The organism is Shewanella sp. BJSY2023SW001 (genome assembly GCF_047314685.1).
In the GTDB taxonomy this organism is placed as follows: Bacteria; Pseudomonadota; Gammaproteobacteria; order Enterobacterales; family Shewanellaceae; genus Shewanella; species Shewanella indica.
In genome coordinates, this window is sequence record NZ_JBKORF010000039.1 from 12028 (window position 1) to 28149 (window position 16122).

18 protein-coding genes are annotated in these 16122 nt (G+C 53.0%); 7 read left to right on the forward strand and 11 right to left on the reverse strand.

From position 1 onward, the window contains the following. The first annotated feature begins 154 nt into the window (after positions 1-154). The 3 genes from ACMHXH_RS09325 to degS all read left to right on the forward strand — a co-directional run bounded on the left by ACMHXH_RS09325 (position 155) and on the right by degS (position 3240). Positions 155-508, forward strand: coding sequence for a ZapG family protein (locus tag ACMHXH_RS09325; RefSeq protein ID WP_052248117.1), 354 nt, complete (start codon positions 155-157; stop codon positions 506-508). A 144-nt stretch (positions 509-652) separates the two neighbouring features. After that, positions 653-2008: a Do family serine endopeptidase DegQ gene (gene degQ / locus ACMHXH_RS09330; RefSeq protein ID WP_335912480.1), complete on the forward strand. Its 1356-nt coding sequence runs from the start codon at positions 653-655 to the stop codon at positions 2006-2008. Positions 2009-2157: 149 nt separating this feature from the next. Then, the gene (degS, locus tag ACMHXH_RS09335) at positions 2158-3240 is read left to right on the forward strand and encodes an outer membrane-stress sensor serine endopeptidase DegS (protein ID WP_039034464.1); all 1083 of its coding nucleotides are present in this window, start codon (positions 2158-2160) and stop codon (positions 3238-3240) included. A gap of 76 nt (positions 3241-3316) precedes the next feature. Here degS and rraB read toward each other — a convergent pair whose 3' ends face one another. From rraB to ACMHXH_RS09365, 6 genes are all read right to left on the reverse strand, one after another. Beyond that, positions 3317-3706: a ribonuclease E inhibitor RraB gene (gene rraB / locus ACMHXH_RS09340; protein ID WP_025009331.1), complete on the reverse strand. Its 390-nt coding sequence runs from the start codon at positions 3704-3706 to the stop codon at positions 3317-3319. Between the two features lie 30 nt (positions 3707-3736). Beyond that, complete coding sequence (locus tag ACMHXH_RS09345; protein ID WP_039034463.1) at positions 3737-4480, reverse strand: 1-acylglycerol-3-phosphate O-acyltransferase; 744 nt, start codon at positions 4478-4480, stop codon at positions 3737-3739. 149 nt (positions 4481-4629) lie between these two features. Beyond that, positions 4630-5391, reverse strand: a complete 762-nt coding sequence (locus ACMHXH_RS09350; RefSeq protein ID WP_144361044.1) for a metal ABC transporter permease — start codon at positions 5389-5391, stop codon at positions 4630-4632. Between the two features lie 2 nt (positions 5392-5393). Continuing rightward, complete coding sequence (locus ACMHXH_RS09355) at positions 5394-6302, reverse strand: metal ABC transporter solute-binding protein, Zn/Mn family (protein WP_144361045.1); 909 nt, start codon at positions 6300-6302, stop codon at positions 5394-5396. Beyond that, entirely contained in the window at positions 6286-7485 is a 1200-nt protein-coding gene (locus ACMHXH_RS09360; RefSeq protein WP_144361046.1) for a hypothetical protein, read from the reverse strand. The genes ACMHXH_RS09355 and ACMHXH_RS09360 overlap by 17 nt, the downstream gene beginning before the upstream one ends. An 81-nt stretch (positions 7486-7566) precedes the next feature. Continuing rightward, positions 7567-7866, reverse strand: a complete 300-nt coding sequence (locus tag ACMHXH_RS09365; protein ID WP_082014291.1) for a hypothetical protein — start codon at positions 7864-7866, stop codon at positions 7567-7569. A 236-nt stretch (positions 7867-8102) separates the two neighbouring features. On the opposite strand from ACMHXH_RS09365, the gene ACMHXH_RS09370 reads away from it, so the two are divergent. After that, positions 8103-8228 carry a hypothetical protein gene (locus ACMHXH_RS09370; protein WP_039034459.1) on the forward strand — a complete coding sequence of 42 codons (126 nt, stop codon included), beginning with the start codon at positions 8103-8105 and terminating at the stop codon, positions 8226-8228. Positions 8229-8232: 4 nt separating this feature from the next. On the opposite strand, the gene ACMHXH_RS09375 is transcribed toward ACMHXH_RS09370, so the two are convergent. Beyond that, positions 8233-8568, reverse strand: a complete 336-nt coding sequence (locus ACMHXH_RS09375) for a hypothetical protein (protein ID WP_234500922.1) — start codon at positions 8566-8568, stop codon at positions 8233-8235. Positions 8569-8749: 181 nt separating this feature from the next. Here ACMHXH_RS09375 and ACMHXH_RS09380 point away from each other — a divergent pair, with 181 nt between their 5' ends. Then, positions 8750-10369, forward strand: a complete 1620-nt coding sequence (locus ACMHXH_RS09380) for a mechanosensitive ion channel family protein (protein WP_144361048.1) — start codon at positions 8750-8752, stop codon at positions 10367-10369. Positions 10370-10426: 57 nt separating this feature from the next. Here ACMHXH_RS09380 and ACMHXH_RS09385 read toward each other — a convergent pair whose 3' ends face one another. After that, positions 10427-12133, reverse strand: coding sequence for a formate--tetrahydrofolate ligase (locus ACMHXH_RS09385; RefSeq protein ID WP_335912479.1), 1707 nt, complete (start codon positions 12131-12133; stop codon positions 10427-10429). Positions 12134-12366: 233 nt separating this feature from the next. Further along, a complete protein-coding gene (locus ACMHXH_RS09390) occupies positions 12367-13200 on the reverse strand; it encodes a MaoC/PaaZ C-terminal domain-containing protein (protein ID WP_039034504.1) in 834 nt (277 codons plus the stop codon). 198 nt (positions 13201-13398) lie between these two features. Here ACMHXH_RS09390 and ACMHXH_RS09395 point away from each other — a divergent pair, with 198 nt between their 5' ends. After that, positions 13399-14193 (forward strand): methyltransferase domain-containing protein, encoded by a 795-nt coding sequence (locus ACMHXH_RS09395; RefSeq protein WP_162206927.1) that lies wholly within the window; start codon positions 13399-13401, stop codon positions 14191-14193. On the opposite strand, the gene ACMHXH_RS09400 is transcribed toward ACMHXH_RS09395, so the two are convergent. Then, positions 14154-14789, reverse strand: a complete 636-nt coding sequence (locus ACMHXH_RS09400) for a chemotaxis protein CheD (RefSeq protein ID WP_039034455.1) — start codon at positions 14787-14789, stop codon at positions 14154-14156. The genes ACMHXH_RS09395 and ACMHXH_RS09400 overlap by 40 nt on opposite strands. Before the next feature lie 45 nt (positions 14790-14834). Continuing rightward, the gene (locus ACMHXH_RS09405; RefSeq protein WP_039034454.1) at positions 14835-15722 is read right to left on the reverse strand and encodes a TraB/GumN family protein; all 888 of its coding nucleotides are present in this window, start codon (positions 15720-15722) and stop codon (positions 14835-14837) included. 47 nt (positions 15723-15769) lie between these two features. Between ACMHXH_RS09405 and ACMHXH_RS09410 the strand changes: the two genes are divergently transcribed. Next, the gene (locus ACMHXH_RS09410) at positions 15770-16081 is read left to right on the forward strand and encodes a hypothetical protein (RefSeq protein ID WP_039034453.1); all 312 of its coding nucleotides are present in this window, start codon (positions 15770-15772) and stop codon (positions 16079-16081) included. Positions 16082-16122 lie beyond the last annotated feature (41 nt).

Sequence of the window (16122 nt, forward strand, 5' to 3'; positions counted from 1 at the left end):
AAGGACTTGTTCGCATCTTCCCTAGCCCAACTCAAGCAACAGAGTCGGGGCGGCAAATGGTATCATGAGACCCACTCTCGGGGTATATTTTGCCTATTATCCCTATGGGATCGGGCAAAAACTTAAGACACAAAGACAAACTTAAGGAGTCGATATGGAATGGCCACTGGTGTTTGCGGCTTTCATTCTGGGGTTAATACTGGGTTATATCGGCAAGACCTTGGTCAGCCGCGGACTCAGCAAGAGTAGTAAAAGTGTGGCTATTGAACGCAGCAAGATGGAGTTGAGCCAACACAAACAGGAAGTCAGTGATCATCTGGCCGAACAGAGAGCACTGCTGGGACAACTGACAGAGCAAATCAATCGCCTTAATCAGCACTGGAATCAGGGCAGCCAAAGATTAGCCAAAGAGGAACAGCTGGCCCCTTTGCCATTTATGCAAACCAGTATCAGCGACCTTGATGACAAGAGTGACGCCGTACTCTCGCCGGAAAGCATTAAAAATTAATCTTTATTAATGAAGGATGAACTTTTTAAACAAGATTAAAGTCGGATTAATTACCGAACGCTCGTAAAAGAGCCTTTAAGATTCAGCCACCTTGGTGGCAAACAGTACATGGTTATTTGATCCCGTATTAGGAGCAATGCATAGATGAAGACCAAGTTATCTCTTGTTTCCGCCGCCCTGCTTGGAGCCACACTGACACTGGCTCCTGTGGTTTCCCAGGCCGCTCTACCTCAAGCTGTTGCCGGCCAAACCATGCCGAGCCTGGCCCCCATGTTGGAGCAAACTACTCCAGCAGTTGTCTCTGTCGCCGTTTCCGGCACTCAGGTTTCCCGCCAACGGGTACCGGATATCTTCCGCTACTTCTTTGGCCCCAATGCCCCTCAGGAGCAAGTACAGGAGCGCCCCTTCCGCGGCCTGGGCTCCGGTGTCATCATAGATGCCGATAAGGGCTACATAGTCACCAACAACCATGTGATTGATGGCGCCGATGATATTCAAATAGGTCTACACGACGGCCGTGAAATAAAGGCCAAGTTGATAGGTAAAGATAAAGACGCCGATATCGCTCTGCTGCAGATTGAAGCCGACAACCTCACGGCAATCAAGTCCGCCGACTCGGATGACTTAAGAGTCGGTGACTTTGCCGTAGCCATAGGTAACCCCTTCGGTCTTGGGCAAACCGTCACCTCAGGTATCGTCAGTGCTCTGGGGCGCACCGGCCTTGGCATAGAGATGCTGGAAAACTTTATTCAAACCGATGCCGCCATCAACAGCGGTAACTCAGGCGGCGCCTTGGTTAACCTGCGCGGCGAGCTTATCGGTATCAATACCGCTATTGTGGCTCCCGGCGGCGGTAACGTAGGTATCGGTTTCGCGATACCGGCCAACATGGTTCACAGCCTGGTGGATCAGATAATCGAACACGGCGAAGTGCGCCGCGGCGTGCTGGGGGTTATGGGTCGTGATCTGGATAATGAACTGGCTCAAGGCTTCGGTCTCGAGACCCAGCACGGTGGCTTTGTCAGCGAAGTAATGGAAGGCAGCGCCGCCGACAAGGCAGGCATCAAGGCCGGCGATATTATCGTCAGCATCAATGGGCGCAAGATCAAGAGCTTCCAAGAACTGCGGGCCAAGATTGGCACCATGGGTGCCGGTAGTAAAATAGAGCTTGGCCTGATACGTGATGGTGATGACAAGACAGTCAAAGTTACCCTGGGCGAAGCCAGCCAGGTGAAAGAAACTGCGACGGGTGCTGTTCATCCGATGTTGGCCGGTGCCACACTGGAGAACAGCAAGAAAGGTATCGAAATCACCGATATCGCCCAGAACTCTCCAGCGGCCATGAGTGGCTTACAAAAAGGTGACCTGATTATTGGGGTTAACCGCACCAAGACCACCACCCTAAAAGCGCTGAAAGAGGAGCTTAAAGAGCAGCAAGGCGCGGTGGCGCTGAAGATAGTCAGGGGCAATAGCAACCTGTATCTGATCCTCAGAGGTTAACAGCCATCCTGAAAAAGCGGGGTGCTCCCCGCTTTTTTTATTTCCGGCGCCCAATTCAGGGCAAAATTAACTTCCCGAGCCTTGACTATTGTTCGCAATAGCAAGAAACATGCTAATCTAACGAGCCTTTTTTAATATTCAGCAATGTCATCACAATGAAAGAAACCCTGATCTATATCTGCAAAGCAGTGGTCTTTGGCCTGGTAATGGCGGCAGTCTTTCTGCTGGTCAGCCGTTTTATGGGCGAAGGCAATCTTGGTGGCAACCTGTTGCAGTTCAGGGGAAACAGTGGTGCAGAGCTGTCCTTTGCCAAAGCGGTACGCCGCGCCGCGCCTGCAGTGGTGAACATCTACAGCCTGAGCATCAACCAAAGCCGCCCCCTTAACGGCGGTTCGCTGCAGGGCTTGGGCTCAGGCGTTATCATGCGCAAAGAAGGCTACATTCTCACCAACTATCATGTAGTCAAGAAGGCCGATGAGATTGTAGTGGCATTACAGGACGGCCGAAAATTCGGTGCCGAAGTGGTCGGTCAGGATCCGGAAACCGACCTGGCCGTGCTGGAGATCCAAGGCGAAAATCTGCCCGTGGTGCCGCTTAACCTCAACAGTCCTCCTCAGGTGGGCGATGTGGTGCTGGCCATAGGTAACCCCTATAACCTGGGACAAACCATCACTCAGGGGATCATCAGTGCCACCGGCCGTAATGGCCTGAGTACAGGCTACCTGGACTTTCTGCAAACCGACGCCGCCATCAACGCCGGTAACTCGGGCGGCGCCTTGATTGATACCCATGGGGGGCTCATAGGCATTAATACTGCCGCCTTCCAGATAGGTGGTGAAGGGGGGGGCCATGGCATCAACTTCGCCATTCCCATCAAGCTGGCCTACGCCGTCATGGGCAAACTGATCAAGGATGGCCGGGTTATTCGCGGTGCCTTGGGGATCTCGGGTGAAGACGTCAGCCCGGTTGTGGCCCAAATACTCAACTTGCCGGATCTTCGCGGCGTAGTTGTGACCGGCATAGAACCTAATGGCCCGGCAGCGCTGGCTGGCTTGAGACCCAGAGATGTAATCACTCAGTATCAGGGTGAAGACGTTACCCGCATCTATATGCTGATGGACAGGATTGCCGAGACCCCCCCCGGTACCAAGGTCACCCTGCAGGTGATCCGCGCCGGTAAACAGATAGAACTTCCGGTCGTCATTGGCGAAAAACCGGTAGACTACAACTGAAAATCAATCTGCCGGTAAAGGTGGCAGAAACAAAAACACCGGGTCAAGAACCCGGTGTTTTTATTGGTAACAGGACTTAGTCCTGCTCTTCGTCGTCTTCATCTTCCAGCTCGTCACCTATGTAATAGGTGCCCCAGCCGTCATAGTCGACCTTGTGCTTGACCGCAAGCTGCAGCAATTGCTCACAGGCCTTATCCAGAAGCTCGGCTTCCAGTTGATGATAGGCTATAGCGTCAAAGCAGAAAATCAGACTACCGTCATCCAGTTCCACCTCTTCAGCATCGTTAACCTCAAAGCCCAATTTAAAGGCATCGACTGCGGCTTTTTCCAGACGGTCAAAGTTAGTGGACGAAAAATGGTGCTCTATGGTGTATTCAGCATCGGCCTCAGAACCGTCATCCAGCAAGGACTGAATAATGTCACGGTTTTCCTGCTTCTGTGCCTGCAACAGACGTTCAATGGACATGCTTGTCTCCGAAAAATAGGTCAGAGGGTATTATACGATATCCGCGGGCACAGTTTTACCCATAAGTGCTGCCGCCTCGGCATTCAGTTGTTTGAGCTTACTGGCCATGGTGGCATGGATCTTATCGGACAACTCTTTGACATTAGCCTTACTCAAGCCTTGGGTTGCCACCGGCTCCATCATCTCAATAATCACCACACCATTGTTCCAGCGGTTGAGCTTAATATGGCATTGATTGGAAGCCAGCACAGGCACCATAGGCACTCCGGCGGCTATAGCGGTATGAAATGCTCCAGCCTTAAAGGGCAACAGGCCGCGACCGCGACTACGGGTACCCTCAGGAAAGATCCACACAGAAAGGCATTTCTCTTTGATCTTGCGCGCCGTTTCGGCCATGGTTTCAAAGGCGCGGGCACGGTTCTTGCGATCGATGAGAATATTACCCGAAAGCCAATAAAGCTGACCAAATAGCGGCATCCACAACAGACTTTTCTTCCCCAGGCTGACAGTGCCCTTGGGAACCGCAGCAGTATGGGTAAACATATCGAAATTATTTTGGTGATTCGCCAGGAAGATACAGGGCTCACCCGGTTTGGTTTTGCCTGCTCGCACTATAACTTTAACACCCAATATGGGCGCTACCGCCGAAAAAAGTCGGGCAAACAGGTGTACATTATCTCTGTGTCTCGGGCGTAAAATGCAAAAAATGCCACCAAAAACAAAGGCCAGCAACAAGAGCACTGCCAGCAGCAGAGAACGGACTATCAACAGCATAAATTTACTCCGCTTATGCAACGGCGGACAGTATAGCTACAGGCCTGCTGCGGCTCAATCTTTTGTTTACATCTGTGCGCTGATTTTTAACAGCAAAAAAAATGCGGCCGCCGGGCCGCATTTTGAGGCTTGTTCTCAGTTTCCTGAACTCAGTGACGATCGCTGAAACTTAACAGTATACGAAACAGCAGAGCGCTCAGTGCCAGAGTTGCCACTATAGCGGCCCCACTAGGCAGGTCATAACTCGCCGAGGCCCACAGACCGGCGACATAACCCAATACTCCGACCAGATAGGCCCAGCCAAGTGCGAAACGGCCGCTGTATTTATTCAACGCCAGTGCCGGCAGAATCAAGGTGCTGAACACCAGATAGACACCCACCAGCTCCACAGACAGGGTTATCACCAGGGCAAACAGGGGATAAAACACGGCGCCATTGAGCAAAGACGGGCGCCACAGCAATAGCCCCAACACCAGAGTATAAACCAGAGCCGGCAAGATCAGTTGTGGCCAGTTGACCCAAAGGATCTGCCCCGACATCAGTTGCTTGAGCAGCTCGGCACCATGGGGGTCGTTGGAGAGCAACAACATGGCAGCCACTGCAGCCAACACGTAGAAGCAGCCGATCATGGCCTCCAGCTCAGAGGCCATTTTACGTGATAACCAGGCTATGATTCCGGCCCCGGCCAGGGCAAACAATGCCGGCATCCATACATGAGAATAAGGGATCTCCTCCAAATCATGATTAAGATGCGCCACTATCGCCCCCAGTGCCGCGACTTGGGCAATCGCCAGATCGATAAAGATGATCCCGCGCTTCAACACCTGGCGCCCCAATACCACATGGGTTGAAAGCACCAGCAGGCCGGCCGCAAAGGCCGGCAGGAGTATGCTGAACAGTCCGCTGTCCATAATCAATTCACACTCTTGAGCAGCGAGATGGCGCTATCATACAGGCTGAAAAGATCCTGGCTCTGGGCGTTACCACCGACCGACATGGGCAATACCAATACCGGCAGCTTGGCTCTTTCACCCAACCAGTTGGCGCCACGTTCATCCTGATAGGATGCCACTACCACGGCACTGACATCCCCTTGCCCTGCCCGCTCAAGCAGCGAAGCCAAATGTGAACTACTGGGAGGCAACCCGGGCTTGGGCTCAAGATCCGCGACCTGAGAAACTCCCAACCAGTTGAACAGATAGCGGAAACTGGTGTGATAGGCGATAACCTTCTTGCCCTTGAGTGATGCCGCTTCGGCTTCCCAGTTGGGAATAGCCTGCTGCCAACGCTCGCTGAATGCCTTGAGCGCAGCCTCATAGTCGGCTTTTCCTTGAGGATCCAGGGCCACCAGCTTGGCGCTCAGCGCCTTGGCGATATCCAGCATCCGATAAGGGTCAAAGTGCAGATGCGGATTCCCCTTGGCGTGCACATCCCCCATACTGCGGTCGACCGAATCCAGCTTATCCAGGGTCTCAACCTGATCGGCTGCAAAAAACAGCCCCTGATCCGTAGAGCGCACCTTGGCGTTGGAAGATTTCATCTGCAGCATAGGCAACCAACCGATTTCCAGATCCGCACCGGCGCAGACCGCCAGATCAGCCTGGCGCATCTTGGCGATTAAACTGGGCCGCGCCTGCACCTGGTGAGGATCCTGCAAGGCGGTTGTGGCCGAATAGATGTTCGCATCCGGCGCCAAGCTCTTGGCCAACGCGGCATATTCAGGTTCACAGGCAAAAATATTCAGGCTGGCCTGAGCCTGCCAACTGGCCACCAGAGTCAAAGCGGCCGTGGCCAGGCCGACAAATTTAGAATTGATGCGCACCGTGGGCCCCCAGAGTCATAACGTATTGCAGAGTGATAACATTGTCGTCTTCGATACCGTCGAAATTAGTGCCACGCTGATTGGTGTACTGCAGTCTTACGGTAGAGAAATGGCTGTGATGCCAGGCCAGGCTAACTTCGGTTTCTTTCAGCTTCTGACCGTGGAAATGATCGTCGTGGGCCTGCTGGGTATCCAGCTCACCGTAACGGATCCCGGTAGACCAGCTGGGGCTCCATTGGTAGACACCGCTCAGATACCAGCCCTGATGGTAATCTTTCGGCTCAGCATGGGCGTGTTCATCCTCGTGATGCTCATGCTCGGCCTCGGCAACGAAATCTGCCACCCGGAAATACTCACCACTCACAGTCAGATGCTGATACTTGTAGTTGCCGTTGGGCGCCCACTTGTAAACAAAGTCGGCAATATAGGTATTTTCCCCCGTATAAGCAGCACCATGACTGTGACCTTCGTGGCCGTGATCATGCTCCTCTTCCTCACCCGCGTGCTCTTCAAAAGGGGTCATGCGGCCATTTTCATTGCGCAGATATGACAGTCCCAACTGCCATGAGCTGTCTGCCCCTATATCACCGCCTATCTTGGTGTAAGCGGTGTAGACACCCACATCCTCGAACTCGCGTTCACCGTGTTCATCCTCGGCACGCATCTTGTCACCTTTGAAGGCCTCCAGCCCCATGACCCAGTAAAGATCAGTCGGCGCCACATAGTTCAAGCGGATACCATCATCGAAGTAGTGATTGCCCAAGAATGCACGGTAAGCCGCCGGTCGGTCGGTAAAGGCGTCTGTGTGGGGATGCTGGTTATTGAGATAGCCCACGTCAGACAGGAAACGACCGGCACGCACCGCAAACCCTGCCGGCATCGCCAAAGTTTGAATAAAAGCCTCTTCCAGCTCCACTTCGGTATCACCATCATGGTTTTCTATGATGGTGGTGACTTTTCCATAGAACATATCGTCAATATTGGCGCTGAGCGCCAGTTCGGTTTCCCCCAGACCAAAACCTTCCTGACGCTCGGCCAAGGGACGATCCGCCGTTTGATAATAGCCATCCAAAACCGCACTGATCGCCGGATTGGTCAGCGTAGGGTCCTGGGCCATTGCACAGGTGGAAGCCAAGCCACAGGCCAAGGCCAGAGGCGAAATACGAGTTGAAAAAACAGTCATTTTAGCTCCTGAAATACAGCAGTCATCGCACCGCAATTCCATGCGGTCGATAGCAAAATTTAAATAGAGGTTTCTTTAAATTCAGGCTGTGACAGGGGGAGCACGACTGTTGAACAGGCGAACGTGGGGCGCCTGCCAGGAAGGAGCCGTAAGATTGACTCTGATATAGGATTGTTTGACAGCATCCAGATGCAGCCCAGTGCCGGGCATGACCTTATTCAGCTGATGCTGATGAAAACAGAGAGTACAGTGGGTCTTATGACCCTCTTGGAGATGGGAGATGCTGTGGGCCGAAGCAGCCACAGACAAGAGCACCAATATGGCAGCAAGCCATATGGCAATAGTGCTTCTTGTGCGAACAGCGATATCCAAACCTAACATCCCCCAGATAGATCCGGCGCTAGTGTAAGCCAGCCTGCCCCGAGGTTGCAACAAGGTTAACAGGGCGAAGCTGAAACTAAAAGTTACAAGATATGTAACGGCGCAGAGGTTTCGGCGCAAATCACAGGCCGGGCGGAGATTAAGTTCTGCTTAAGCTCTGCCGGTTAAGGTTTACCCTATACTCTTTGTGCTCGCACGGACCCGTCCATGAGTGCAGCCTAACCAAAGGAAAAGCTATGTTGGCATTTCTCAAAAATAACCTGGGGATTATCCTGTTTGCCATTCTGTTTTGCGGCGCTATTTTGGGCGGCATCTATTACGTAGAAACCTCCCTGGCCAATCAGGTACAGGTGATAGAATAAGCCGTTAGCGGTACTTCTGCCGCTGCGCCGAATCATCCTCTTCAACTTTAACCGGCGCTTCAACCGTGTGCAGATGATCCATCAGGTGGCTGATCAGCAAGACGATCAGCCCAAGGATTGCGACAGGTATCCCGAAGTGTCTGGTCTCTGGTATCAACCAGGCACAAATAGCCGCAGCCACCCCCAGATAAAAACCCGCCAGTTTCAATTTCAATAACCAAGGCGTCTTTCCAAGCCAGGCCTCGCAATGAGGACACTGGATCTGCGCAGAAAAGCCGCTGCCCCGCTGCTGGGCTATCTGAGAAACATTAAAGGTTTTATTGCAATTGGAGCATAACACTCGGGCGTTCTCCGGCGAGTTCAACAAAGGGGCGCTATTCTAGCAAAGCTGGCGTCCGCCTTATATCTCCCATGTGCGAAAAACCACAAATCCATGCGCTTTTTAGGCACCATGGAAATTTTCGTGTCATATTTATTAACTCCAACACTTCAGAAAAACAGATAAAAATCGGACTAAAAACATGGTTAGATCTCTCTTGCTCCTGTTGTGTTTAACTCTTTCCTGGCAATCCTTTGCATCTGAACCTGAACCGCTCGCCACCGAGCAGTTCACTTTGATACAGCAAACTATAAGACAAAATATCCAACAGCTTCGCACTGCCAAGGGCGAACTCAAGGCAGTGACTGAGTTTAGGATCAAGGCACTGACTCTGGCACAGCGAAATAAACTCAAAGAGAGCATAGATGCCATTGGCGACAAGAATGCAGCCCCTCAGGCCCTGATGAACGTTCTGCCGCACCTGCAAACGCAGCGGCAACTCCTGCAGCAGATGGTGCAATATCTCGACAAGGAGATAGTGTCGCTGCAGGGCAAGCTCGGCAAAGGGGAAGATCAACAGCTGATGCTTGAGATCTCCCGCCGCAGCCTGGAAAAGGATGAAATTCAAAAAGGCTTGCTGGAACTGCTCAATTGGTCAGAACAACTGGGGCAGGATGTCAGCCAGGCGAAAGAATCACTCAAGCAACGTCTTATCGTCAGAGCCGGGTTGCTGGAGAGCCTGGTGAGCTATAACCAGCAGCAGTTGGCCGTGCAAATGGCCGAAAATGCGCTGGCGGGCAAAGATGTCAGCAGCGAGCAGAGCAAGACCTTGACCCTGCTGAAAGAGCGACTGGAAAACAACAGCAGCAGCCTGAGCGCAGTGATAAGCATGCTGGATAAGTTGGATGTGGATACCAGCGATCTGAAAAAGACCCTGTTTGCCATCTCGGGGGATATCACCCAGGATGTACTCAATATCGATGTTGTCTCCAGCCTGGCGGGACAATGGTTTGAAATCGCCAAGGCGCAGTTGGTTGAAGGCGGGCCGGATATACTGTTCAAGATATTTATCTTTTTGTTTATCTTGCTACTTACCGTCTTGCTGGCCAAACTGACCAAGCGAATCGTTGCCAAGGCGGTCAGTAACTCCAAGCTCAAGTTCAGCAAGCTGCTGCAAGACTTCTTCACCTCGCTTTCGGGCAAGGTCATCTTCACTTTGGGCTTGTTGATCGCCTTGTCACAGCTGGGATTCGAACTCGGGCCTCTACTGGCTGGTTTCGGTATTGCCGGGGTGATTATCGGTTTTGCGCTGCAAGATACCCTATCCAACTTCGCCTCAGGAATGATGATCCTCATCTATCGACCCTTCGATGTGGGAGATCTGATCCATGCCGCCGGAGTCACTGGCCGAGTCAGCCATATGAGCCTGGTTTCAACGACCATCAAGACCCTGGACAACCAACGACTGATTGTTCCCAACAACAAAATTTGGGGCGATACCATTAACAATATCACCGCCGAGCATCACAGACGGGTAGATATGACCTTCGGCATCAGTTACAGCGACAATATCGAACAGGCCGAAGCCGTGCTGGAGCAACTGGTACAAGAGCATCCCAAGGTACTGAAACACCCTGAGCCCACGGTTAAACTGCACCTATTGGGTGAATCCTCGGTGGACTTTGTGGTGCGCCCCTGGGTCAGGCCGGAAGATTATTGGGAGGTTTACTGGGACATTACCCGGGCAGTGAAGATGCGCTTCGACGAGGAAGGGATCAGCATTCCATTCCCGCAGCGGGACGTACACTTCTATCGCGGTTAAATCGGCGCGGCAGTCTCCAATACAACAAAGGGCGCATCTGCGCCCTTTGTTGTCGAATTAAAGCCCTATCACTTCACCCTGCTCATTAATATCGATATGCCGGTAGCCTGGGTTCAAACCCAGCCCAGGCATTGTCATCACCTTGCCCACCAAAGCGGTGACAAAACCGGCTCCGGCATTGAGCCTAAGCTCAGTAATAGGCAAAGTAAAACCGCTGGGCGCCCCCTTGAGTTTGGGATCGTGACTGATAGACATAGGCGTCTTAGCCATACACACAGGCAACTTGTCTGCGCCAAGGCGCTGGATCTCGGCAAGTTGCTCACGGGCCTTGGCCGACAACTCAACCCCGGCAGCGCCATAACCAAGCTCGGCCAGAGTTGCCAGACTGGCCTCGAGTCCAAGCGAAGGGTCATAGAGAGGCTTGAAGCCATCACCCTTACCTATGGCTGCCAATACCGACTCGGCCAGAGCCTTGGCTCCATCGGCACCGAGGGCAAAAGCCTCACTGAGTTCGCAAGCATCGGCACCCTCGGTGAGGCAGGCCTGTCTCAACCACTCAAGCTCCTGCTCGGTATCTTCGGGAAAACGGTTGATAGCCACCACCACAGGTGTGCCGTAACGGCGCACATTGGCCAGGTGCCAGGCCAGATTGACAAAGCCCTGCTCCAGAGCCTGCTGGTTAGGCCGGCTTACTGCCTCGCCCTTGAGTCCTGCGTTACTCTTAAGTGCTCTCAAGGTCGCCACCAAGACGGTGCAATCAGGCTGACGTCCGGAAACAGGTGCCTTAATATTACAAAACTTTTCAAAGCCCATATCCGAGCCAAAGCCGCCTTCAGTGACCACATAATCGCTGAGTTTCAGCGCCATCTCATCGGCAATAATAGAGGAGTTGCCGTGGGCGATATTGGCAAAGGGTCCGGTGTGGATAAGACAAGGGGCACCGTTAAGAGTCTGCATCAGTGTCGGCTCCAACGCCTGACGCAAAATAGCGCACATGGCACCGGCAACCCCGAGCCGCTCGGCGGTAATCGCCTGTCCAGCAGTGTCGAGCGCCAGCAACACCTGACCAACACGGCGGCGCATATCGGCAAGATCGCGACTCAGGGCCAAAATCGCCATCAGCTCCGAGGCGGCGGTGATATCAAAGCCAGACTCATGCTCCGGGCCATTGTTATTTCCCAGCCCTATCTGAATCTGCCGTAAGCTACGATCATTGTGATCCATCACCCTGTGCCAAAAGAGCTTTTCCGGATCGATATTGAGCGCATCCAAGCCACTGCGACGGCTAAATTCTGCTGCCCCGAGGCGCTGCTCATGATGCAACCTGGCATCCAGCGCAGCGGCGGCCAGGTTATGGGCGCTGGTAATGGCGTGAATGTCCCCGGTAAGATGCAGATTCAGTTCTTCCATCGGCACTATCTGGGCATAACCACCGCCGGCAGCCCCCCCTTTGACGCCAAAGACAGGCCCCATACTGGGCTGGCGCAAACAGGCGCAGACCTTGTGCTCGAGCGCATGCAGGGCCTGGGTCAAACCTATGCTGGTCACCGTCTTGCCTTCACCGTGTGACGTAGGCGTTATTGCAGTCACCAGAATCAGCTTACCGGGTAGATAGTCATAGACCCGTTCGAGCAAGGACAGCGGGATTTTTGCCTTGTGGTCGCCGTAACAGCTGAACTCACCGGGACGCAAACCCAGCTCAGTAGCGATATGCTCAATGGGACGCCTCGGCGTCATTCTAGAGATCTCTATGTCCTTCAACATTCAGTAAAACTCCCACAAGGGCCAAAGCAAATAGATCAAAGGACCCGCATACTAGGCCATTCCGGCTTCAAGCTAAAGTCGGAGCGCTCTTTATTCAGCAATACCTTAATCTGAGTCAAGAAATCTCTGGCCGGAATTGGCCGAAAAACAGTTTCCGAACGGAAGGAAAATAGCGAGCGCAGGAATAATAGAGCCAAACAGAGGCCAAGGTCGGAAACCTAGGCCCCGACAGCTCAGAGCAGGGAGAGCTCACCACAAAGGTGTGGCCTACGCCCCTTTTGATCCCTGAGTTCAAACTTATAGCCCTGCTCCATGGGCTCGGCGCAGAAGCAGACACTGGCCGGCATAAACAGCGGCAACTTGAACGCCACGTCAATGACACAGGGTTTATTGCCCAGCTCAGGCATCAACTGAGCCACGCAGCGGGCCTTGGACCACATGCCGTGAGCCAGCACCCGGTCGAAACCAAAACGCTTGGAAAGCAGGGGATGCAGATGGATCAGGTTATAGTCACCCGAGGCTCTGGCATAACGCCGCCCCAAATCGTCACCCAACTCCCAGACACTGGGGTTTTCCCACAGAATATCCCCGGCTTTGGGTGGCCTTGCCCTGCGCCCCGGCTTATCTATGCGATACAGATAAGTCGATAGGGATTCCCACACCAGCTCTCCGGCCACAGTCACCCTGGAGATAAGGTCAAACTCCAGCCCGGAATCTGTCTCTCGGCTATCAGTAAGGCGACAGTCGATATCGAAACGCTCATCCACAGTAACACTGCGAAACTGACTGATACGATTACGCAGGTGGATCATTCCCAGCAGAGGAAAAGTGATAGCGTCATGGGTAAAGATCACCGCATGCAACCTGAAGGCCATCACGTACAGATAGGTAGGCGGCAGAGTTTTGCCATCAAACTCGAAGCCACACACCTGAGCGTAGTCGGCCACCTTGCCGGGCTCCAAAGCCACGCCGGGAGTATTAACGCTGATACGAGGTAAAGGCTGGTTGTCCCAGCCAGGCTTTCGCCCGAAAAAAATCTTGCGATACAGCGAAAACAACGAAGGCATTGTTCGCAGTTCGACACTGAATTCCATAACCAAAAAGCCCACCTTGAGTATTCCAAGCCGAGCATTATACCTCATCCCTGCCGTTTTCGGAGCTATCTATGATTTTGCGATCTGTCCGCCATAAGCGCTTGGCTCTGATGCCAAGGGCTGCGGCTTGTGAGACACTATATGCCTTCAAGTCATTCAGAACCCTCCAAAGTGCAAGATCAGAACTTTGACAAGCTGGCGCAAAAGTTCGCCAACAATATTTATGGAACCCCTAAAGGACAGATCAGAGCCGCGGTGCTCTGGCGCGATCTGCAGGAACAGTTACCCTACTTTGCCGGCCGTAAACTCAGAGTACTGGATGCCGGTGGCGGTTTCGGTTTTTTCAGTCAGAAACTGGCGGCTATGGGGCATGAGGTGGTGCTGTGCGATATCTCATCGGCCATGCTGGAACAAGCCCGGGAACAGATAGCCGCCTCGGCCGCCCCCTTGGATATTCAACTGCTGCACTGCGCTATCCAGGAGCTGAACGTAACGGAACTGGGCCAGTTCGACCTCATTCTCTGCCATGCGGTTGCCGAATGGTTGCATGATGCCAAAGGTACGCTGGCGGGCTTGCTGTCACTCTTGAAAGATGACGGCCTGTTTTCACTGATGTTTTTCAATAAGGAAGCGATGCGCTTTCACGCCCTGGTGTCAGGTAATCTCGACTACGTGGCTGCCGATCTGCAAACCCGCAAAAAAGTCCGCCTCAGCCCGAAACATCCGCTGCAAATAGCTGACGTACAAGCTTGGTTTAAGGAGTGGCAACTGGAGTTGAGGTGTGAATCCGGGGTAAGAGTCATCCATGACTATCTTAAAAAGAGCTTGCCGGATAATTTCGACTTCCAGCAACTACTTGAGATGGAGCTGAAATACTCACGCCAGCAACCCTATCTGTCTCTGGGCCGTTACGTGCATTTCATTGCTCACAAGGCATCCGGGCCGAATAACTCGATTGAAGGTTGATCTTTGCTATCCACTATCTGATCCAGATAACGGTTCTCTTCCGGCACCAGCTGCGCCAGACGTTCGGGATCCATGTGCTTGAGCAAGACCTTGCCGCTGTTGGGGTGAAACATCACCTTGCGCGGCCAAGGGCCGCCCAAATCCTCCGCCTGCACAGGGATCTGCTCAAGTTTGAGATAACGCAGTACAAAATCTATGTTGGACCGGCCGACATTCAGCACACTGTTTTGGCCCATTCTGGCACCGCCAAAAATCTTGGCCTGTAATCTATGTCGCTGACCGCCGACACAGAGTATGGCGTTGACCAACTGCTCCATGGCCCAGTTGCCGTAACGACAGCTGTAACTGGTCAGTTGCTGCCAATCTTCGTGAAGTTTACGCTCGGGTAACAGAAAGTGATTCAAGCCACCTATGCCGAGTACGGGATCCCAGATACAAGCCGCCACACAGGAACCCAAACGGGTAAAAATGTACTCATCGGCACCTGTAATATAAAAACCGCCGGGGTCGACCCTGGCAACCACCTTGCCAAAACGTTGATCCCACTGGCGAACTGTTCCTTCAAACCCCTTGTACGCATCGCTAATGCCTTGCATCTCAACTCCCTGTGTTCAAGCACAGCAAGTATAGACCTCAGCGCCTCAGTTTGCCTCGCCGGGCGGTATATCACAGCTTTGCTGCCAGCAGTTACGACTGTCGACTCCGGCTTTATGCAGATACTCGAGTAGGCTCCTTTTGCCGGCCAGATGCCCGGCACCGACGGCCACAAATAGTGGCGCCTGATTGGAACCCATCAGACTCAACAGACGCTCGGCCATGCCTTGGTTACGCTGCCACAGCAGTTTTTCCAGCAATACGTTTTCTCCTTCGGTGGACAGCTGATGCAGCATCAATTCGGCCAACGCTTTTTCATTCCCGCTGCGCCAGGCCGTGATCAGCGCCTGGATCTCCCTATCTTCACCGCGAATGCTCTCCCTAACCATATTCCACTGGTACTCCAGCGCCAGCGAGTCCAGCAGTGCCAACTGCATTTCTGTACTTTCCAGCTCTAACACAGGTTTGCCACCTACCCCATCCAACAGATACTGCTCAACACCCAGGCTGGGTTGATAACCCAGCTCCACGAAGCGTTGCATACTGATCTGTACCGACTGCAACCAGGGGGACATCATAGCCAATTGCCGACATAAAGGTTTACCGCCACAGTATCCCTGCAGCAGCGTCTGAGTTTCCTCATCCGGTGTTGCAGCCTTCAAGCCATACTGCTGCAGCAATTGCTGCGCCGCAGGATCGCGAATATCAGCTTCCAGTACCAGAGCACCGGCATTGTGATAGGCCTGCTCTATCTGGTTTGGCAGTGGATAAAAATCAGCCTTGCCGACATGCACTGAGCCCATGAGAAAAGCCGTCTTACCGGCAAACTCCAACTGGTAGAAGGGTGGTGTATCACCATCTTTTGCTTGGGCCCAACCACTTAAAAGTAAGCCACATCCGAAGAAGAACCACAGCAGTCGACTTGTTGCGCGCATCCCTGTTCCTTATAATTTCAGCCAAAGTTCATCAGTTAGAGGCTGTTATGCCATACACCAAGGTCATTGAGCAACTGAAAGCCAATCTGCAGACCGCTTACCGCCAGGCTGTCGATGCCGATAATCGTCTGGATCAGCTGCAACAAGCCGGTCATGGAAAGTTTTCTGCCGTATTCACTCAAGAGCAAGGCTTTACCACATGCAGTAACCGCTTCCTCCCCTATGTACAGGAGTTGGCACAGGCGGTAGCGGATCTTGAAGCCGAAACGGCACCCACCCCGGAACAGCTGGAAGCCCTACTGCCGAAACTGGCAGTCTTGTTGCAAACGCTGCAACAATTTAAACAGCAGAGTAAATAGCAAGAGTTCAAACTGCAAAATCACTCCGATAAGCCGGGTCA

Bases quoted from the DNA above. Each gene is read 5' to 3' on its own strand.
- degQ (WP_335912480.1), top strand. From the start codon at position 653: ATGAAGACCAAGTTATCTCTTGTTTCCGCCGCCCTGCTTGGAGCCACA.
- ACMHXH_RS09380 (WP_144361048.1), top strand. From the start codon at position 8,750: ATGGTTAGATCTCTCTTGCTCCTGTTGTGTTTAACTCTTTCCTGGCAA.
- ACMHXH_RS09405 (WP_039034454.1), bottom strand. From the start codon at position 15,722: ATGCGCGCAACAAGTCGACTGCTGTGGTTCTTCTTCGGATGTGGCTTA.
- rraB (WP_025009331.1), bottom strand. From the start codon at position 3,706: ATGTCCATTGAACGTCTGTTGCAGGCACAGAAGCAGGAAAACCGTGAC.
- ACMHXH_RS09350 (WP_144361044.1), bottom strand. From the start codon at position 5,391: ATGGACAGCGGACTGTTCAGCATACTCCTGCCGGCCTTTGCGGCCGGC.
- ACMHXH_RS09360 (WP_144361046.1), bottom strand. From the start codon at position 7,485: ATGACTGTTTTTTCAACTCGTATTTCGCCTCTGGCCTTGGCCTGTGGC.
- ACMHXH_RS09410 (WP_039034453.1), top strand. From the start codon at position 15,770: ATGCCATACACCAAGGTCATTGAGCAACTGAAAGCCAATCTGCAGACC.
- ACMHXH_RS09370 (WP_039034459.1), top strand. From the start codon at position 8,103: ATGTTGGCATTTCTCAAAAATAACCTGGGGATTATCCTGTTTGCCATT.
- ACMHXH_RS09345 (WP_039034463.1), bottom strand. From the start codon at position 4,480: ATGCTGTTGATAGTCCGTTCTCTGCTGCTGGCAGTGCTCTTGTTGCTG.
- ACMHXH_RS09400 (WP_039034455.1), bottom strand. From the start codon at position 14,789: ATGCAAGGCATTAGCGATGCGTACAAGGGGTTTGAAGGAACAGTTCGC.
- ACMHXH_RS09385 (WP_335912479.1), bottom strand. From the start codon at position 12,133: ATGTTGAAGGACATAGAGATCTCTAGAATGACGCCGAGGCGTCCCATT.
- ACMHXH_RS09365 (WP_082014291.1), bottom strand. From the start codon at position 7,866: ATGTTAGGTTTGGATATCGCTGTTCGCACAAGAAGCACTATTGCCATA.
- ACMHXH_RS09325 (WP_052248117.1), top strand. From the start codon at position 155: ATGGAATGGCCACTGGTGTTTGCGGCTTTCATTCTGGGGTTAATACTG.
- ACMHXH_RS09390 (WP_039034504.1), bottom strand. From the start codon at position 13,200: ATGCCTTCGTTGTTTTCGCTGTATCGCAAGATTTTTTTCGGGCGAAAG.